The following is a 17495-nucleotide window of genomic DNA, read 5'->3' as shown; positions in this document are numbered from 1 at the left end:
CGTGGGCCTGGGCCTGGGCCTGGGCCTGGGCCTGGGCCTGGGCCTGGGCCTGGGCCTGGGCCTGGGCCTGGGCCTGGGCCTGGGCCTGGGCCTGGGCCCGGGGAGCGTTGCCGCCTTCGTCTCGTGGGCGTGCGCCGACTGCGCCCCCGGCTCCGGTCAGCGCCGTGCGGCCTCGTCCTCCACCGTGCGGTTGCGGCCCGCCAGGATGCCCACGCCGATCTGCGGGACCATCAGCCCCGCCATCAACGCGATCGGCAGCCCCCAGCCGCCGCTGTGCTGGTAGAGCACACCCACCAGGAGCGGCCCGGGAATCGAGATGAGGTATCCGGTGCTCTGCGCGAAGGCCGACAGCTTGGCGACGCCCGCGCCGGTCCTGGCCCGCATGCCGACCATCGTGAGAGCCAGCGGGAAGGAGCAGTTGGCGACGCCGAGGAGCACCGCCCAGGCCCAGGCACCGCCCGCCGGGGCCAGCCAGAGGCCGGCGTAACCGACGAGGCCGCTGACGCCGAGGGCGATCACGATCGGTCCCTGGTGCGGCAGCCGGGTGGCCAGACGCGGGATGACGAAGGCCAGGGGCACGCCCATGACCATGGTGACCGCGAGCAGCAGGCCCGCGGTGCCGGCGGGGACCCCGGCGTCCCGGAAGATCTGCGCCATCCAGCCCATGGTGATGTACGCGGCGGTGGCCTGGAGGCCGAAGAAGACGGCGAGCGCCCAGGCGGTCCCGCTCCGGGTGATCCGCAGCCCGTCGGCCTCGGCCTGCTCACGGGGTGCGGTAGCGGCCCCGGAGCCGGTCCCGCCGCCGGTCGCGGAGCCGGCCTTGCCGACGGGCCCGGCGAGGGTGTCGCCGCCGGTCCGGGAAGCGTTCGTGTCGCCAGGCTCGAAAGCGCTCACGCCCCCGGGTGCGGAGCCGGTCCCGCCGTCGGTCGCGGAGGCCCCCGCGCCGGCGTCCGTGGAGTCCGGGTCCGCGTCCGCCGCCGCGCCGTCACCGGTCGCGGGCTCGCGGGTCGGCCGGGCCGTCAGGGCCGTTGACGGGCCCCCGGCGGCGGTCACGGAAGCGGCCCCCCGCGCGCGGACGAGCGGGATCCACGGCAGGACGGCCGCGGCGGCGAGGAACGCCCAGACGGTCAGCCCGGACTGCCAGCCGCCGCCCAGGACGTCGGTCAGGGGCACGGTGACCGCGGCGGCGGCCGAGGTGCCGAGGGCCAGCGCCATCGAGTAGAGGCCGGTCATGGATCCGACGCGGTCGGGGAACCAGCGCTTGACGATCACCGGCATCAGGACGTTGCTGACGGCGATGCCCATGAGCGCCAGGGCGCTGGCCGCCAGGAAGCCCGGGGTGCCGCCCGCGTACGGCCGCACGGCCAGCCCGGCCGTGATGGCGACCATGCCCGCGCCGACGACGGCGGCCGCGCCGAACCGGCGGGCGAGGCGCGGTGCCATGACGCCGAAGACGGCGAAGCAGAGGGGCGGCACGGAGGTGAGCAGGCCGGCGACGCTGCCGCTCATCCCGAGCCCGTCGCGGACCTCTTCGAGGAGGGCGCCCAGGCTGGTGATGGCGGGCCGCAGGTTGAGGGCCGTGAGGACGATGCCGGCGACGACCAGCCGGGTCGTCCACGCGCGCGGGGCGGCCGTCCGCTCCCCGGGCCCGGGACGGGCGGCAGAGGCCGGTGCCGCGGATGCGGGACGCGTCGCGGGCGCCGGGCCCGCCGGGTCCGTGTCCACGGAGCCGCGTATCGCTGGGGGCGCCGTCGTCCTCGTCTGCTCACTGGCCATGACGCCATCATAGAATCATGGGATGATTGGTTGTCCACTCGCCCGCTTCCCCCTCGCGTCCGCCCCCTTGCGTTAATCTCCGGGTCATCCGGCCCCGCAGGAAGGCCCGTTCGAAGGACCGTCATGCCGCTGAGCCACCCCCGCCGTTCGGCGCTGTCCGAGCAGGTCATCGCCGAGCTGCGGAACCAGATCACCTCGGGCGAGTGGCCGGTCGGCTCGCGCATCCCCACCGAACCGGAGCTGGTCGAGCAGCTGGGCGTCGCCCGCAACACGGTGCGGGAGGCGGTCCGCGCGCTCGCGCACAACGGTCTGCTGGACATCCGCCAGGGCTCGGGCACCTACGTCGTGGCGACCAGCGAGCTGGCGGGCGTGATGCACCGCCGCTTCGCGGACGCCGACCCGCGGCACGTCGCCGAGCTGCGCTCCACGCTGGAGTCCAGTGCCGCCAGGCTGGCCGCCGAGCGGCGCACCGAGCGCGACCTCAAGCAGCTGGACGCCCTGCTCGTACGCCGTGAGGAGGCGTGGGAGTCGGGTGACGCGGAGGCCTTCGTGAGCGCCGACGCGACCTTCCATCTGGCGGTGGTGTCCGCGTCCCACAACGAGGTCATGACCGAGATGTACGCGGACCTGGGCGAGGTCATGCGCGACTGGCTGCGCGAGGACGTCGGCGAGCGGCTGACGCCGGAGACGTACATGGACCACACGCGGCTGCTCGACGCGATCCGCGCGGGCGACGCGGCGGCGGCCGGGACGGAGGCCGCGGGCTATCCCTTCCAGTGCCGTCCGGGACGCGCGGGCGGGGACCCGGGCGTCACCGGCGGCTGAGCGGCGCCGTCACCGCTCGTGGCTGACCCACGCCGACCGGATCTCCTTCCAGCAGCGCCCGGTCAGCCGTACGGTCTCGGCGGGCCCGGCGCCCACGGGGGTGCCGTCGCTGTCGATGTCCCACCAGCGGTCGCACTCGACGTGCAGGCTGACCCGGTCGGTCTCCGGATAGGGGTTGTGGCAGTAGGCGGTCACCTCGGAGCCGAGCACCTGAGTGCGGCACGAGGCCCCGAAGGGTCTCTCGTCGGCCACACGCGCGTGGAGGCCCGTTTCCGGTGAGTGGGAGGTGTGCGAGGCCGCGTCGTCCGGGAGAGCGACGGGGAGAACCAGCGCGGCCATGACCGGGGCGATTCGGTGTGACAGGCGCACAAGGGTGACCTCCTCGGCCGTGCTCTGGAGGAAACGCGTCCGAAGTGCCTGGTGAACGCGTACTCCAGAGTGCCCGGTGACCCGCCTCGGGCGCCCGGCCGGTGGGGCCGAACGGGTGACACCCGCTCCCCTCGGGCGGCAGGGCCGGACGGGTGACGCCCCGCCCCCCGCGAGGAGCGGGAGACGGGGCGTCGTCCTCGTACGGCCCCGGGCTGGGCCCGGTGCCGCTGAGCCGGTGCGGTCAGGCGCCGATCGCGTGCAGGCCGCCGTCGACGTGGATGATCTCGCCGGTGGTCTTCGGGAACCAGTCGCTCAGCAGGGCGACGATGCCGCGGCCGGCCGGCTCCGGGTCCTTCAGGTCCCACTCCAGCGGGGAGCGGGTGTCCCACACCGCGGCGAGGTCGCTGAAGCCCGGGATGGACTTGGCGGCCATGGAGCCGAGCGGGCCCGCGGAGATGAGGTTGCAGCGGATGTTCTGCTTGCCCAGGTCGCGGGCGATGTAGCGGCTGGTGGCCTCCAGGGCGGCCTTGGCCGGGCCCATCCAGTCGTACTGGGGCCAGGCGTACTGCGCGTCGAAGGTCAGGCCGACGACGGAGCCGCCGCTCTGCATCAGCGGCAGGCAGGCCATCGTCAGCGACTTCAGGGAGTACGCCGAGACGTGCATGGCGGTGGCCACGGACTCGAACGGCGTGTTCAGGAAGTTGCCGCCGAGGGCGTCCTGCGGGGCGAAGCCGATGGAGTGCACGACGCCGTCGAGGCCGCCGAGCTCCTCGCCGACGACGTCGGCCAGCCGGCCGAGGTGCTCGTCGTTGGTCACGTCGAGCTCGATGACCTTGGTGGGCTTGGGGAGCTTCCTGGCGATGCGCTCGGTCAGCGTGGGCCGCGGGAACGCGGTGAGGATGATCTCGGCACCCTGCTCCTGGGCCAGCTTCGCGGCGTGGAAGGCGATGGAGGACTCCATCAGCACACCGCTGATGAGGACGCGCTTGCCCTCGAGAATTCCGCTCATGGTGATCAGTGACCCATTCCCAGTCCGCCGTCAACCGGGATGACGGCTCCAGTGATGTACGAGGCGTCGTCGGAGGCGAGGAACCGCACCGTCGCGGCGATCTCCTCCGGCTGCGCGTACCGGCCGAGCGGTACCTGCGACACGATGCCCGCGCGCTGCTCGTCGGTGAGCACCTTGGTCATGTCGGTGTCGACGAAGCCGGGCGCGACGACGTTGAAGGTGATGTTGCGCGACCCCAGCTCACGGGCGAGGGAGCGCGCGAAGCCGACCAGCGCGGCCTTGGAGGCGGCGTAGTTCGCCTGGCCCGCGGAGCCGAGCAGCCCGACCACCGAGGAGATCAGGACGACCCGGCCCTTCTTGGCGCGCAGCATGCCGCGGTTGGCGCGCTTGACGACCCGGAAGGTGCCGGTGAGGTTGGTGTCGAGGACGGACGTGAAGTCCTCCTCGGACATGCGCATCAGGAGCTGGTCCTTGGTGACGCCGGCGTTGGCGATCAGGACCTCGACCGGACCGTGCTCGGCCTCGATCTCCTTGTAGGCCTGCTCCACCTGCTCGGTGTCGGTGATGTCGCACTTCACGGCGAGGCAGCCCAGGTCCGTGAGGGCCTTCGGCGGCTCACCGGAGCGGTATGTGATGGCGACCTTGTCGCCGGCCTCGGCGAACGCGCGGGCGATGGCGAGGCCGATGCCCCGGTTGCCTCCGGTGACGAGAACCGAGCGGCTCAACGGATCACCCTTTCGTTAGCGGTCTGACGCGCCGCCCGGACAGCTGGATCAACAGGCGGCTTCCTCGAAAACCTATCGGTCCGGCCCCGCCGACGGACAATCGGGCACCGACAGTGGCGTAGGGGACTCACTGTCGGGTCCCTACATAAAGTCACGGACGCAGACCGGAAACCTGTGGTCCGCGGGCGCGATGGGCGACATGATCGGAGCGATCGCAGAGCACGGCGACCACCGTCACGTCCACAGAAAGAGACCCAGGTGCCTCATTCCCTCGACGAAGCCTTCACGGCACTACCTCTGCGCGCCCTCGCCGACGCCGCTCTCGCACGCGCGCGTGCACTGGGTGCCGTGCACGCGGACTTCCGGTTCGAACGGGTGCGCAGTGCGTCCTGGCGGCTGCGCGACGCCAAGCCGGCCGGGTCCTCGGACACCACCGACCTCGGGTACGCGGTGCGGGTGGTGCACGGCGGCACCTGGGGCTTCGCGTCCGGCGTGGACCTGACGATGGACGCAGCCGCGAAGGTGGCCTCGCAGGCCGTGGCGATGGCGAAGCTGTCGGCGCAGGTGATCAAGGCGGCGGGCTCCGACGAACGCGTCGAACTCGCGGACGAGCCGGTGCACGCCGACCGGACCTGGATCTCCGCGTACGAGATCGACCCCTTCTCCGTGCCGGACGAGGAGAAGTCCGCGCTGCTGGCCGACTGGAGCGCGCGGCTGCTGGCGGCCGACGGGGTCAGCCATGTCGACGCCTCGCTGCTCACCGTGCACGAGAACAAGTTCTACGCCGACACCTCGGGCACCGTGACGACGCAGCAGCGCGTGCGGCTGCACCCGCAGCTGACCGCGGTGGCCGTCGACGACTCCAGCGGCGAGTTCGACTCGATGCGCACCATCGCGCCGCCGGTCGGACGGGGCTGGGAGTACCTGACGGGCACCGGCTGGGACTGGGACTCCGAGCTCGCGCGGATCCCGGAACTGCTCGCCGAGAAGATGCGGGCGCCGAGCGTCGAGGCGGGCGTGTACGACCTGGTCGTGGACCCGTCCAACCTGTGGCTGACCATCCACGAGTCCATCGGGCACGCCACCGAGCTGGACCGCGCGCTGGGCTACGAGGCGGCCTACGCGGGGACCTCCTTCGCGACCTTCGACCAGCTGGGCAAGCTGAAGTACGGCTCCGAGCTGATGAACGTCACCGGTGACCGCACCGCCGAGCACGGCCTCGCGACCATCGGGTACGACGACGAGGGAGTCGCCGCGCAGTCCTGGGACCTCGTCAAGGACGGCACCCTCGTCGGCTACCAGCTGGACCGCCGCATCGCGAAACTGACCGGCTTCGACCGCTCGAACGGCTGCGCCTACGCCGACTCCCCCGGCCACGTGCCCGTGCAGCGCATGGCGAACGTGTCGCTCCGGCCGGACCCCGCCGGGCTCTCCACCGAGGACCTGATCGGCAGCGTCGACCGCGGCATCTACGTCGTCGGGGACCGCTCCTGGTCCATCGACATGCAGCGCTACAACTTCCAGTTCACCGGCCAGCGCTTCTTCCGGATCGAGAACGGGCGGCTGACCGGACAGCTGCGGGACGTCGCGTACCAGGCGACGACCACGGACTTCTGGGGCTCGATGGCCGCGGTCGGCGGTCCGCAGACGTACGTCCTGGGCGGTGCCTTCAACTGCGGCAAGGCCCAGCCGGGTCAGGTCGCGGCGGTCTCGCACGGCTGCCCGTCCGCCCTCTTCAAGGGCGTGAACATCCTCAACACCACTCAGGAGGCGGGCCGATGACCTCGCGTACGCACCGTACGGACAAGCCGCACGAGATCGTCGAGCGCGCCCTCTCCCTGTCCCGGGCCGACGGCTGCGTGGTGATCGCCGACGAGCACTCGACGGCCAATCTGCGCTGGGCGGGCAACGCGCTGACCACGAACGGCGTGACCCGCGGGCGCACGCTGACCGTCGTCGCCACCGTCGACGGGCGCGAGGGCACGGCGTCCGGTGTCGTCTCGCGCTCGGCCGTGACACCGGACGAGCTGGAGCCGCTGGTGCGGGCCGCCGAGGCCGCGGCCCGCGGCGCCGGTCCCGCCGAGGACGCCCAGCCGCTGGTCGCCGGCGTGCCCGAGTCCCCGGACTTCACGGACGCGCCCGCCGAGACCTCCTCGGCCGTCTTCACGGACTTCGCGCCGGCGCTCGGCGAGTCGTTCGCCCGGGCCCGCGCGGGCGGCCGCGAGCTGTACGGGTTCGCCAACCACGAGGTCGTCTCCAGCTACCTGGGCACGTCGACGGGACTGCGGCTGCGCCACGACCAGCCGAACGGGACGCTGGAGCTCAACGCCAAATCGCCGGACCGCACCCGTTCGGCGTGGGCGGGGCGCTCCACGCGGGACTTCAAGGACGTCGACCCGGCGGCGCTGGACGCGGAGCTGGCGACCCGGCTCGGCTGGGCCGAGCGGCACCTCGACCTCCCCGCCGGGCGCTACGAGACGCTGCTGCCGCCGACCGCGGTGGCGGACCTGCTGATCTACCAGATGTGGTCGGGAGCGGCCCGGGACGCGGCCGAAGGGCGGACCGTGTTCAGCAAGCCGGGGGGCGGCACCCGCGTCGGCGAGCGGCTCACCGAGCTTCCGCTGACCCTGCGCAGCGACCCGCACGAGCCGGGCCTGGAGAGCTCCCCCTTCGTCCTGGCGCACTCCTCCGGGGACGACGCGTCGGTGTTCGACAACGGACTGCCGCTGACGGCGACCGAGTGGATCGCCGGGGGCCGCCTGGAGCACCTGTCGACGACCCGGCACACCGCGGCCCTCACCGGGCTGCCGGTGAGGCCGTCGATCGGCAACCTGATCCTGGACGGCGGCGACGACCGCACCCTGGAGGAGATGGTCGCGAGCACCGGCCGCGGCCTGCTGCTGACCTCCCTGTGGTACATCCGCGAGGTCGACCCGGCCACGCTCCTGCTGACCGGGCTCACCCGGGACGGGGTGTACCTGGTGGAGAACGGCGAGGTGGTCGGCGAGGTGAACAACTTCCGCTTCAACGAGTCGCCGGTCGGGCTGCTGGGCCGGGCCACGGAGGCCGGGCGCACGGAGAAGACGCTGCCCCGCGAGTGGAGCGACTGGTTCACCAGGGCCGCGGCGCCGCCCCTGCGGGTGCCGGACTTCAATATGAGCTCTGTCAGCCAGGGCGTATAACCTCGTAGCCGCCGGCAGTCGCCCGACGGCCCGGACACCATCCCAAGGAGATACGAGAACCGTGACGGACATCGTCGACGAACTGAAGTGGCGCGGGCTGATCGCCCTCTCCACCGACGAGGACGCACTGCGCAAGGCGTTCGCGGACGGTCCTGTCACGTTCTATTGCGGCTTCGACCCGACCGCGCCCAGCCTGCACCTCGGCAACCTGGTGCAGATCCTGACGATGCGCCGGATCCAGCAGGCGGGCAACCGCCCGCTGGGTCTGGTCGGCGGCGCGACGGGCCTGATCGGCGACCCGAAGCCGAACGCGGAGCGCACGCTGAACGCCCCCGAGACCGTCGCCCAGTGGGTGGAGCGGCTGCGCGCGCAGATCGCCCCGCTGCTGGACTTCGAGGGGCCGAACGCCGCGGTGATGGTGAACAACCTGGACTGGACCCAGGGCATGTCCGCCATCGAGTTCCTGCGGGACATGGGCAAGCACTTCCGGGTGAACAAGATGATCGCGAAGGAGGCCGTCTCGCGGCGGCTCAACTCCGACGCGGGCATCAGCTACACCGAGTTCAGCTACCAGATCCTCCAGGGCATGGACTTCCTGGAGCTCTACCGCAGGTACGGCTGCACGCTCCAGACCGGCGGCAGCGACCAGTGGGGCAACCTCACCTCGGGCACGGACCTGATCCACCGGACCGAGCCGGACGCCGTGGTGCACGCGCTGGGCACTCCGCTCATCACCAAGGCGGACGGCACCAAGTTCGGCAAGACGGAGTCCGGCACGGTCTGGCTGGACCCCGAGATGACCACGCCGTACGCGTTCTACCAGTTCTGGCTGAACGCGGACGACCGGGACGTCTCCAAGTTCCTGCGGATCTTCAGCTTCCGCTCCCGTGCGGAGATCGAGGAGCTGGAGCGGCAGACCGAGGAGCGGCCGCAGGCGCGTGCCGCGCAGCGGGCGCTGGCCGAGGAGCTGACGACGCTGGTGCACGGCGCCGACCAGACGGCCGGTGTGGTCGCCGCGTCCAGGGCCCTCTTCGGGCAGGGCGACCTCAACGATCTCGACGAGCCCACGCTCCGGGCCGCGCTCTCCGAGGTGCCCCACGTCCGGGTGGCCTCGCTCGGTCCGGTGGTGGACCTCCTCGCGGAGGTCGGCCTGGTGGCCAGCAAGTCGGCCGCGCGGCGCACGGTCAAGGAGGGCGGCGCGTACGTGAACAACGTGAAGGTCGCCGCCGAGGACGCGGTGCCCGCCGCGGAGGACCTGCTGCACGGGCGCTGGCTGGTGCTGCGCCGGGGCAAGAAGAACCTGGCGGCGGTGGAGGTCACGGGCGCCTGAGCGGGCTCCCGGCCCCGTCCGTCACACATACGCGCGGGCGGTCCCGTCATGGGACCGCCCCTGCGCCGTCCGCCTCGGGGGACGGCCGCTCGCGCGTCGTCAGGTGCGCTGCCGCTGCCGGTTGCCCCGCAGCGACATGTAGAGCATGTCGCCGAAGAACACGATGACGATCGCGGCGACGAGCTGGAGTGCGTGCCGGCCCCAGTCGATGCCGCTGGTCTCGTCGATGCCGATCGCCCGGGCGATCGCGTTGCCGACGATGGCTCCGATGATGCCGAAGATCGTGGTCAGCCAGAGGGGACTGTGCTGCTTGCCCGGAATGATGGCCTTGGCCAGCAGACCCAGCACGAATCCCACGATGATGGCCCACAACCAGCCCATGGCTGCCTCCTAGTACGGCTCCGCGTGCGCGTTTCGGCCAGTCTCGGTCCGCCACCCGTACGCCGCATGTCGGGCGGAGCCATACGCGGTACGGCGCAGTCCCTCCCCCCGGCCGGGACGTGCCCCCGGTCTCGAAGACGGCGCAGCCGCGGCGTAACGTGGACGTCGTTCGGGCCTGGATCCCTGACCGGGTCCGGGTGGTACGGACCGGAGCGTCCGACACAGGCAGGTGGTGGAACGTGATGCGGAAGCAGAACAGCGGCCAGGTCTTCCGGATCACAGGAGCCAGGCAGGGACTCGACGAGGACGTACGCGGCCGGCAGCGGCGCTACGTCATCTCGATGAGCGTCCGCACCGTGGCCGTGATCCTCGCCGCGACCCTCTGGAACGTGGAACGGCACGTCGCACTCGTCGCTCTGGTGCTCGGGGTGCTCCTCCCCTACGTGGCCGTCGTCATCGCCAACGCCGGCCGGGAGAACGCGCCCTCGCTCCCGTCGACCTTCGTCACCGTCCCGGTGCGCCCGATGATCGCTCCACCGCGGGTGGAGGACGCCTCGGAACCCGCGCCGGGCTCCGTGCGCGAGGACGCGTCGGCGGACCCGGGAGCGGGTCTTCGGGGCGAGCCGCACGAGCGCGGCTGACCTCCGCGGATGAGCGGAATCCGGATCGGGACCGGGTGCCGGAGCGTGCACCAAGCTCAAGAAAAGCTCAGATCAATCATGTAGTTCCGGTGCCGGGCACCGGGTCCCCCGTGACATACTTCGTACGCGCTCCGCATCCCCCGTCGGAGCGACGGACCGACGCCGGGCAGCTCCCCCCGTGGCTGCTCGGCGTCGCCTTTGTGGGGCCGTCTAGGGTGGACGCGTGAACCTCCCGCTCCCCGGTCAGACCTCCCCCTCCACACCGCAGTGCTCGGCCAAGGCCTGCCGCGCCGACGCCGTGTGGGTGCTCGCCTGGAACAACCCGAAACTGCACACGCCCGAGCGCCGCAAGACGTGGCTGGCGTGCGAGGAGCACCGGGAGCACCTGTCGCAGTTCCTGAGCGTGCGCGGCTTCCTGAAGGACGTGGTGCCCCTGGCGCAGTGGGAGTCCGCCGGGCGTTAGCCGCCGATCGCGGACATCGGGCGGTCGGGCTGCAGGAACGTCGGGTCGTCCAGGCCGGAGCCCGCCTTCTTGCCCCACATCGCGGTCTTCCACACGCCGGCGATCTCCTCGTCGGGGGCGTCCGAGCGCAGCGCGGCCCGCAGGTCCGTCTCCTCGGTGGCGAACAGGCAGGTGCGGACCTGGCCGTCGGCGGTCAGCCGGGTGCGGTCGCAGGCCGAGCAGAACGGGCGGGTGACCGAGGCGATCACACCGACGCGGTGCGGGCCGCCGTCGACGAGCCAGCGCTCGGCGGGGGCGGAGCCGCGCTCGGCGGCGCCTTCCTCGGTCAGCTCGAAGCGGGTCCGCAGCGAGGCGAGGATGTCGCCGGCGGTGACCATGCCCTCCCGCTTCCAGCCGTGCTGGGCGTCCAGGGGCATCTGCTCGATGAACCGCAGTTCGTAGTCGTGCTCGACGGCCCAGGCGAGCAGGTCCGGCGCCTCGTCCTGGTTGAGCCCCGGCATCAGCACGGAGTTGACCTTGACGGGGGTGAGGCCGGCGTCGCGGGCCGCTTCGAGTCCTTCGAGGACGTCCTTGTGGCGGTCGCGGCGGGTGAGCGTCTTGAAGACGTCGGGGCGCAGGGTGTCGAGGGAGACGTTGACCCGGTCAAGGCCCGCCGCCTTCAGGGCGGACGCGGTGCGCTTGAGGCCGATGCCGTTCGTCGTCAGGGACATCTGGGGGCGCGGCTCCAGGGCGGCGACCCGCTCGACGATACCGACGAGGCCGGGCCTGAGCAGGGGTTCCCCGCCGGTGAAGCGGACCTCGGTGATGCCGAGGGAGGTGACGGCGATGCCGATGAGGCGGACGATCTCGTCGTCCGTGAGCAGGTCGGGCTTGGCCAGCCATTGCAGGCCCTCTTCGGGCATGCAGTACGTGCAGCGGAGATTGCAGCGGTCGGTCAGCGAGACGCGCAGGTCGGTGGCCACCCGGCCGTAGGTGTCGATGAGCACGTGGGCCCCCTCCCTCGATGCCGTTCACTTCTGTCGGACAACTGCGAGCCTACGTGACGGGACCGACAACGGGGGCGGCCCGATCCCACGAGGTACGGCACGGCCCCGTCGTAGGGACCTACCAGTGATGATCCACCGGGGGTCCCGGGACGGGGCCGGCCGCACGCGTGGGTCAGTGCGCCCCGGTACCGGTGAGGGAGCGGACCTCCAGCTCGGCGTACTTGCCGGTGTCCGGTTCCTCCTTCGACAGCAGGGTGCCGATCCAGCCCAGCAGGAAGCCGACCGGGATGGAGATGAGGCCGGGGTTCTCCAGCGGGAACCAGTGGAAGTCGACGTCGGGGAACATCGAGGTGGGCTTGCCGGAAACCACCGGCGAGAACAGCACCAGGCCGACCGCCGTCACGAGGCCGCCGTAGATCGACCAGAGGGCGCCCTGCGTGGTGAACCGCTTCCAGAAGAGGCTGTAGAGGATCGTCGGCAGGTTGGCGGAGGCGGCGACCGCGAAGGCCAGCGCGACCAGGCCGGCCACGTTCAGGTCGCGGGCGAGGGCACCGAGGCCGATCGAGACGACACCGATGGCGATCGTGGCGTAGCGGGCGGCCCTGACCTCCTCCTTCTCGGTGGCGGAGCCCTTCCTGATCACGTTCGCGTAGATGTCGTGGGCGAACGAGGAGGACGAGGCCAGCGTCAGGCCGGCGACGACCGCGAGGATCGTGGCGAAGGCGACCGCCGAGATGGTGGCGAGCAGGATGGCGCCCCAGGTCGAGTCGACCCCGCCCAGGTGGAGCGCGAGCAGCGGGGCCGCCGTGTTGCCCGCCTTGTTGGAGGCGATGATCTCGTCGGGCTTGATGAGCGCGGCGGCGCCGAAGCCGAGCGCGATGGTCATCAGGTAGAAGCCGCCGATGATGCCGATCGCCCAGTTCACGGACTTCCGCGCGGCCTTGGAGTTCGGCACCGTGTAGAAGCGGATCAGGATGTGGGGCAGGCCGGCGGTGCCGAGCACGAGCGCGATGCCCAGGGAGATGAAGTCCAGCTTGGACGTCGAGGTCGCGCCGTACTTGAGGCCCGGCTCCAGGAACGACTTGCCCTTGCCGCTGTTGTCGGCCGCTGAGCCGAGCAGGTCGGAGACGTTGAAGTTGAACTTCAGCAGCACCAGGAAGGTGATCAGGATGGTCCCGCCGATGAGCAGGACGGCCTTGATCATCTGCACCCAGGTGGTGCCCTTCATGCCGCCGATGGTCACGTACACGATCATCAGGACGCCGACCAGGGCGACGATGGCGACCTTGCCGCCGTCGCTGGTGATGCCGAGGAGCAGCGACACCAGGACGCCCGCTCCCGCCATCTGGGCCAGCAGGTAGAAGATCGACACGACGATGGTGGAGGTGCCGGCCGCCGTGCGGACGGGGCGCTGGCGCATGCGGTAGGCGAGGACGTCGCCCATCGTGTAGCGGCCGGAGTTGCGCAGGGGTTCGGCGACCAGGAGCAGCGCGACGAGCCAGGCGACCAGGAAGCCGATGGAGTACAGGAAGCCGTCGTAGCCGAAGAGGGCGATGGCGCCCGCGATGCCGAGGAAGGACGCGGCGGACATGTAGTCGCCGGAGACGGCCAGTCCGTTCTGGAAGGCGCTGAACTGGCGTCCGCCCGCGTAGAAGTCGGCCGCGCTCTTGGTCTGGCGGCCCGCCCAGACGGTGATGACGAGGGTGGCGACGACGAAGACGGCGAACAGGGAGATGATCAGCGGCCGGTGCTCGCTGGCCTCTCCCGCCGCGAGCTGGACCTGGGTGATCGCGGGGCTCATGCGCCGCCCTCCATCCGGGACTTGATCGCCTCGGCCTTGGGGTCGAGCTTCGCGGCGGCGTGCCGCGCGTACCACCAGGCGATGAGGAACGTGGTGAGGAACTGGGCGAGGCCGAGCACCAGGGCGACGTTGATGTTGCCGAACAGCCGGGTGCCCATGAAGTCGCCCGCGTAGTTCGAGAGCAGGACGTACAGCAGGTACCAGGCGATGAAGCCGATGGTCAGCGGGAAGGCGAAGGAGCGGTGCGAGTGGCGCAGTTCACCGAACTCCGCACTCTGCTGGACCTCGACGAACTCCTCGGTGGAGGGGAGCGCGGGTTGGGATTTCGAGGGGGGCGGTGCGTCGGTAGCCACGGAGTCTCCTCGCGTTGCGGATGCGGTTGCGACGGTGGACGGGGGCGAGTGGGGGTTCGCCGACGAGGACGGGGACGGGGACGGACTGGGCACGGACATGGGCGGCTCTGACCTCACAGTGACGTGGATCACGTGACCGGGAGGCGATGTTAGGGCTCCCGAGCGTGATCCGACAGGGGGCTCGATCGTGCTCGTGCTCCCTGCTCAAGGTCACGGCGCCACGCGTGGACCGGTTCAACTCCCCGCACTTCTTTCAGAAGTCGTCGTCGTATTTCATTGCTGGCCAGGTGGGGCGGGGGATAACTTCGCCCTGCACACCCCGTCATGTACCTGCCCGAGCACCACCTGTGTTCGGGCAGTGCCCGTTTCCGGATGATGTGGAGATCCCATGGCTCATCTGCGTTCCAGACGCCGTCTCGCGCTCGCCGTACCCGCCGCCCTGGCCCTGACCGCCTCCCTCGGCCTGCTGCCGGGTGTCGCCGCGGCCGCTCCCGGCACGGCGTCCGTCTCCGCCACGACCGCCGCGGACAGCCCCGAGCTGGCGTACGTCGTCAACACCAGGACGGACCACCGCACGATCGCGTCCGTGCAGCGCGCGATAGCCAAGGCCGGGGGGACCGTCGTCGTCGCGTACGAGAAGATCGGCGTGATCGTCGTCCACTCGGCCAACCCCGATTTCGGCAAGCAGATCCGCGCCGTCCGCGGGGTGCAGTCCGCGGGCGCCACCCGGACCGCGCCGCTGACCGCGGCGGGGACGACGGACGAGGGCGCCGCGCAGTACCTGTCGGCGGCCCAGGTGGCCAAGGCCGAGGCGAGCACCGCGGTCGCGGGCGAGGAGCCCCTCGAGGCCGACCAGTGGGACCTGCGGGCGATCGGCGCCGACAAGGCCGCGAAGATCAACCCCGGCAGCCGCAACGTGACCGTCGCCGTGATCGACACCGGCGTCGACGACACCCACCCGGACCTGGCTCCCAACTTCTCCGCCTCGCAGTCCGCGAACTGTGTCGGCGGCAAGGCGGACACCTCGCCGGGCGCCTGGCGTCCCGCGAACCCCGACCACTACCACGGCACCCACGTGGCGGGCGAGATAGCCGCGGCCCGCAACGGCATCGGCGTCGCCGGCGTCGCCCCGGGCGTGAAGGTCGCGGGCATCAAGGTGGCCGACCCGGTCAGCGAGCTGTTCTACCCGGAGAGCGTCGTCTGCGCCTTCGTCTTCGCCGCCGACCACGGCGTCGAGGTCACCAACAACAGCTACTACGTGGACCCCTGGCTCTACAACTGCATGGACGACCCCGACCAGCGGGCGATCGTCGACGCGGTGAACCGGGCCCAGCAGTACGCCCAGAAGAAGGGCACGCTCAACCTGGCCTCGGCGGGCAACTCGAACGACGACCTCGACTCGGACGCCCTGCTCGACGACTCCAGCCCCGACGACTCGACCGCGGTCCCCCGCACGATCGACCCGCACGAGTGCTTCGACGTGCCGACCCAGCTCCCGGGTGTCGTCACGGTCAGCGCGACGGGCGTCACGGGCGCCAAGTCGTACTACTCGACGTACGGGAACGGTGTCATCGACATCGCGGCCCCCGGCGGCGACAAGTACCAGATCCCGGACACCCCGTCGAAGAACGGCCGCATCCTCTCCACGATGCCGGGCAACCAGTACGGCTTCCTTCAGGGCACCTCGATGGCCTCGCCGCACGCCGCCGGTGTCGCCGCACTGCTGAAGTCCGCGCACCCGCACGCCACTCCGGCCCAGCTCCAGGCGCTGCTGAAGGCTCAGGCCGACAACCCGGGCTGCCCGTCCGCGCCGTACGACGGTGACGGCGACGGCGTCGTGGACGCCACCTGCGAGGGCGGCAAGCGCGTGAACGGCTTCTACGGCTTCGGCATCGTCAACGCGCTGCGGGCGGTCAAGTAGTCCCGGACTTCCGCCCTGTGAGCTTCCCGCACGGCTCGTACAGCTCGTACAGCGAACGAACTGGAGACACCATGACAGCGCCTCACTCGCGCTCTCGCCGCGCGATAGCCGTCCCGCTCGGGATGGCCATGGCGACGGCACTCGCCTTCCTGCCGAACGTCGGCGCCGCTGCGGCGGACACCGCCGCGCCGCAGGTGACGGCGGCGGACGCGACCCCGCTCAGCTACGTCGTCAACGTCCGCCCGGGGCACGGCCCTTCGTCGCACGTGAAGAAGGCCATCGCCGAGGCCGGCGGCACGATCGTGACGTCGTACGACCAGATCGGCGTGATCGTCGTCCACTCGTCGAACGCCGACTTCGCCGCCACCGTGCGCACCGTGCCCGGTGTGCAGTCGGCCGGTGCCACGCGCACCGCCCCGCTGCCGGCCCAGTCGACCACCGACGTCGGCACGCCGAAGGTGCTCAGCGCCGAGGACGTCGCCGGCGTCGACGCGGTGGCCGGACAGGACCCGTTGGAGCCCCTGCAGTGGGACCTGCCCGCCATCAAGGCGGACAAGGCGCACGAGAAGACGCTCGGCAGCCGTAAGGTCACGGTCGCCGTGATCGACACCGGTGTCGACGACACGCACCCCGACATCGCGCCGAACTTCGACCGCGACGCGTCCGTCAACTGCGTGACGGGCAAGCCGGACACGACCGACGGGGCGTGGCGGCCGAGCGCCGCCGAGAGCCCGCACGGCACGCACGTCGCGGGCGAGATCGCGGGCGCCAAGAACGGCGTCGGCATCACCGGTGTCGCGCCCGGCGTGAAGGTCTCCGGCATCAAGGTGTCCACCACGGCCGGCTTCTTCTACACGGAGGCCGTGGTCTGCGGCTTCGTGTGGGCCGCCGAGCACGGCGTCGACGTGACCAACAACAGCTATTACACGGACCCCTGGTACTTCAACTGCAAGGACGACCCGGACCAGCGGGCCCTGGTCGACGCCATCACCCGTGCCTCGCGGTACGCGGAGAAGAAGGGCGCGGTCAACGTCGCGGCGGCGGGCAACGAGAACTACGACCTGGCCGCGGACGAGATCACCGACCCCTCGTCCCCGAACGACACGACGCCCGGCGACCGGGTGATCGACCCGTCCGAGTGCTACGACATCCCCACCCAGCTGCCGGGTGTGGTCACGGTGGCCGCGACGGGCGCGAAGGGCATCAAGTCGTCCTTCTCGAACTACGGTCTGGGTGTCATCGACATCGCCGCGCCCGGTGGCGACTCGACCCGCTACCAGACCCCGGCCCCGCCCGCCACGAGCGGTCTGATCCTCGGCCCGCTGCCGGGCGGCGGCTGGGGCTACATGGCCGGTACGTCGATGGCGTCGCCGCACGTCGCGGGTGTCGCCGCCCTGATCAAGTCGACGCACCCGCACGCCTCCGCCGCCCTGGTGAAGGCGCTGCTGTACGCCGAGGCGGACGCCACGCCGTGCACCGACCCGTACGACATCAACGCCGACGGCAAGATCGACGCCGTCTGCGAGGGCACCAAGAACCGCAACGGGTTCTACGGCTGGGGCACCGCGGACGCGCTGGACGCGGTGACGAAGTGACGGTGAGGTAGTCACCGGCGCACAGCCACGCGGGGGCCGGACGGCAGCACGCCGTCCGGCCCCCGTGCCGTTCCCCGGCGCACACCTCCCCGGCGCCACGCCCCCGTTCCGTACGCGCGCGCCGGGCACACACGCCGA

At 71.4% G+C, this 17495-nt stretch carries 16 protein-coding genes; 8 read left to right on the top strand and 8 right to left on the bottom strand.

What is annotated here, in order from left to right; translation table 11 throughout:
- Positions 1-156: 156 nt before the first annotated feature.
- Positions 157-1776: a CynX/NimT family MFS transporter gene (locus ACWGIS_RS28400; protein ID WP_453365301.1), complete on the bottom strand. Its 1620-nt coding sequence runs from the start codon at positions 1774-1776 to the stop codon at positions 157-159.
- A gap of 123 nt (positions 1777-1899) precedes the next feature.
- Here ACWGIS_RS28400 and ACWGIS_RS28395 point away from each other — a divergent pair, with 123 nt between their 5' ends.
- Positions 1900-2601: a FadR/GntR family transcriptional regulator gene (locus ACWGIS_RS28395; RefSeq protein ID WP_453365300.1), complete on the top strand. Its 702-nt coding sequence runs from the start codon at positions 1900-1902 to the stop codon at positions 2599-2601.
- A gap of 9 nt (positions 2602-2610) precedes the next feature.
- On the opposite strand, the gene ACWGIS_RS28390 is transcribed toward ACWGIS_RS28395, so the two are convergent.
- The 3 genes from ACWGIS_RS28390 to fabG form a co-directional block, all read right to left on the bottom strand.
- Positions 2611-2970, bottom strand: coding sequence for a hypothetical protein (locus ACWGIS_RS28390; protein WP_453365299.1), 360 nt, complete (start codon positions 2968-2970; stop codon positions 2611-2613).
- Positions 2971-3211: 241 nt separating this feature from the next.
- A complete protein-coding gene (gene fabI / locus ACWGIS_RS28385) occupies positions 3212-3979 on the bottom strand; it encodes an enoyl-ACP reductase FabI (RefSeq protein WP_453365298.1) in 768 nt (255 codons plus the stop codon).
- A gap of 5 nt (positions 3980-3984) precedes the next feature.
- Positions 3985-4704, bottom strand: a complete 720-nt coding sequence (gene fabG, locus ACWGIS_RS28380; protein WP_453365297.1) for a 3-oxoacyl-[acyl-carrier-protein] reductase — start codon at positions 4702-4704, stop codon at positions 3985-3987.
- Positions 4705-4962: 258 nt separating this feature from the next.
- Here fabG and ACWGIS_RS28375 point away from each other — a divergent pair, with 258 nt between their 5' ends.
- From ACWGIS_RS28375 to tyrS, 3 genes are all read left to right on the top strand, one after another.
- Positions 4963-6486 carry a TldD/PmbA family protein gene (locus ACWGIS_RS28375; RefSeq protein ID WP_453365296.1) on the top strand — a complete coding sequence of 508 codons (1524 nt, stop codon included), beginning with the start codon at positions 4963-4965 and terminating at the stop codon, positions 6484-6486.
- A complete protein-coding gene (locus ACWGIS_RS28370) occupies positions 6483-7886 on the top strand; it encodes a metallopeptidase TldD-related protein (protein WP_453365295.1) in 1404 nt (467 codons plus the stop codon). The genes ACWGIS_RS28375 and ACWGIS_RS28370 overlap by 4 nt, the downstream gene beginning before the upstream one ends.
- Positions 7887-7947: 61 nt before the next feature.
- Positions 7948-9216, top strand: a complete 1269-nt coding sequence (gene tyrS / locus ACWGIS_RS28365; RefSeq protein ID WP_453365294.1) for a tyrosine--tRNA ligase — start codon at positions 7948-7950, stop codon at positions 9214-9216.
- 99 nt (positions 9217-9315) lie between these two features.
- Here the strand turns inward: tyrS and ACWGIS_RS28360 are convergent, their stop codons facing one another.
- Entirely contained in the window at positions 9316-9597 is a 282-nt protein-coding gene (locus tag ACWGIS_RS28360; RefSeq protein ID WP_453365293.1) for a GlsB/YeaQ/YmgE family stress response membrane protein, read from the bottom strand.
- Positions 9598-9839: 242 nt separating this feature from the next.
- Between ACWGIS_RS28360 and ACWGIS_RS28355 the strand changes: the two genes are divergently transcribed.
- The gene (locus ACWGIS_RS28355; RefSeq protein WP_453365323.1) at positions 9840-10238 is read left to right on the top strand and encodes a DUF3099 domain-containing protein; all 399 of its coding nucleotides are present in this window, start codon (positions 9840-9842) and stop codon (positions 10236-10238) included.
- 223 nt (positions 10239-10461) lie between these two features.
- The gene (locus ACWGIS_RS28350) at positions 10462-10701 is read left to right on the top strand and encodes a hypothetical protein (RefSeq protein ID WP_453365292.1); all 240 of its coding nucleotides are present in this window, start codon (positions 10462-10464) and stop codon (positions 10699-10701) included.
- Here ACWGIS_RS28350 and moaA read toward each other — a convergent pair.
- The 3 genes from moaA to ACWGIS_RS28335 form a co-directional block, all read right to left on the bottom strand.
- Positions 10698-11687 carry a GTP 3',8-cyclase MoaA gene (gene moaA, locus ACWGIS_RS28345; RefSeq protein WP_453365291.1) on the bottom strand — a complete coding sequence of 330 codons (990 nt, stop codon included), beginning with the start codon at positions 11685-11687 and terminating at the stop codon, positions 10698-10700. The two genes, ACWGIS_RS28350 and moaA, sit on opposite strands and share 4 nt — an antisense overlap.
- Positions 11688-11859: 172 nt before the next feature.
- Positions 11860-13488: a solute symporter family protein gene (locus ACWGIS_RS28340; protein ID WP_453365290.1), complete on the bottom strand. Its 1629-nt coding sequence runs from the start codon at positions 13486-13488 to the stop codon at positions 11860-11862.
- Positions 13485-13841 (bottom strand): DUF485 domain-containing protein, encoded by a 357-nt coding sequence (locus ACWGIS_RS28335; protein WP_453365289.1) that lies wholly within the window; start codon positions 13839-13841, stop codon positions 13485-13487. Before ACWGIS_RS28335 ends, ACWGIS_RS28340 begins: the two co-directional genes overlap by 4 nt.
- 388 nt (positions 13842-14229) lie before the next feature.
- On the opposite strand from ACWGIS_RS28335, the gene ACWGIS_RS28330 reads away from it, so the two are divergent.
- Complete coding sequence (locus tag ACWGIS_RS28330; protein WP_453365288.1) at positions 14230-15762, top strand: S8 family serine peptidase; 1533 nt, start codon at positions 14230-14232, stop codon at positions 15760-15762.
- A gap of 71 nt (positions 15763-15833) precedes the next feature.
- Complete coding sequence (locus tag ACWGIS_RS28325) at positions 15834-17357, top strand: S8 family peptidase (protein WP_453365287.1); 1524 nt, start codon at positions 15834-15836, stop codon at positions 17355-17357.
- The last annotated feature ends 138 nt before the right edge of the window (positions 17358-17495 follow it).

The sequence above is a fragment of the Streptomyces sp. NPDC054842 genome (assembly GCF_053611025.1).
Note: the sequence above shows the minus strand (reverse complement) of the source record. Positions and strands in the feature narration are given on the sequence as shown.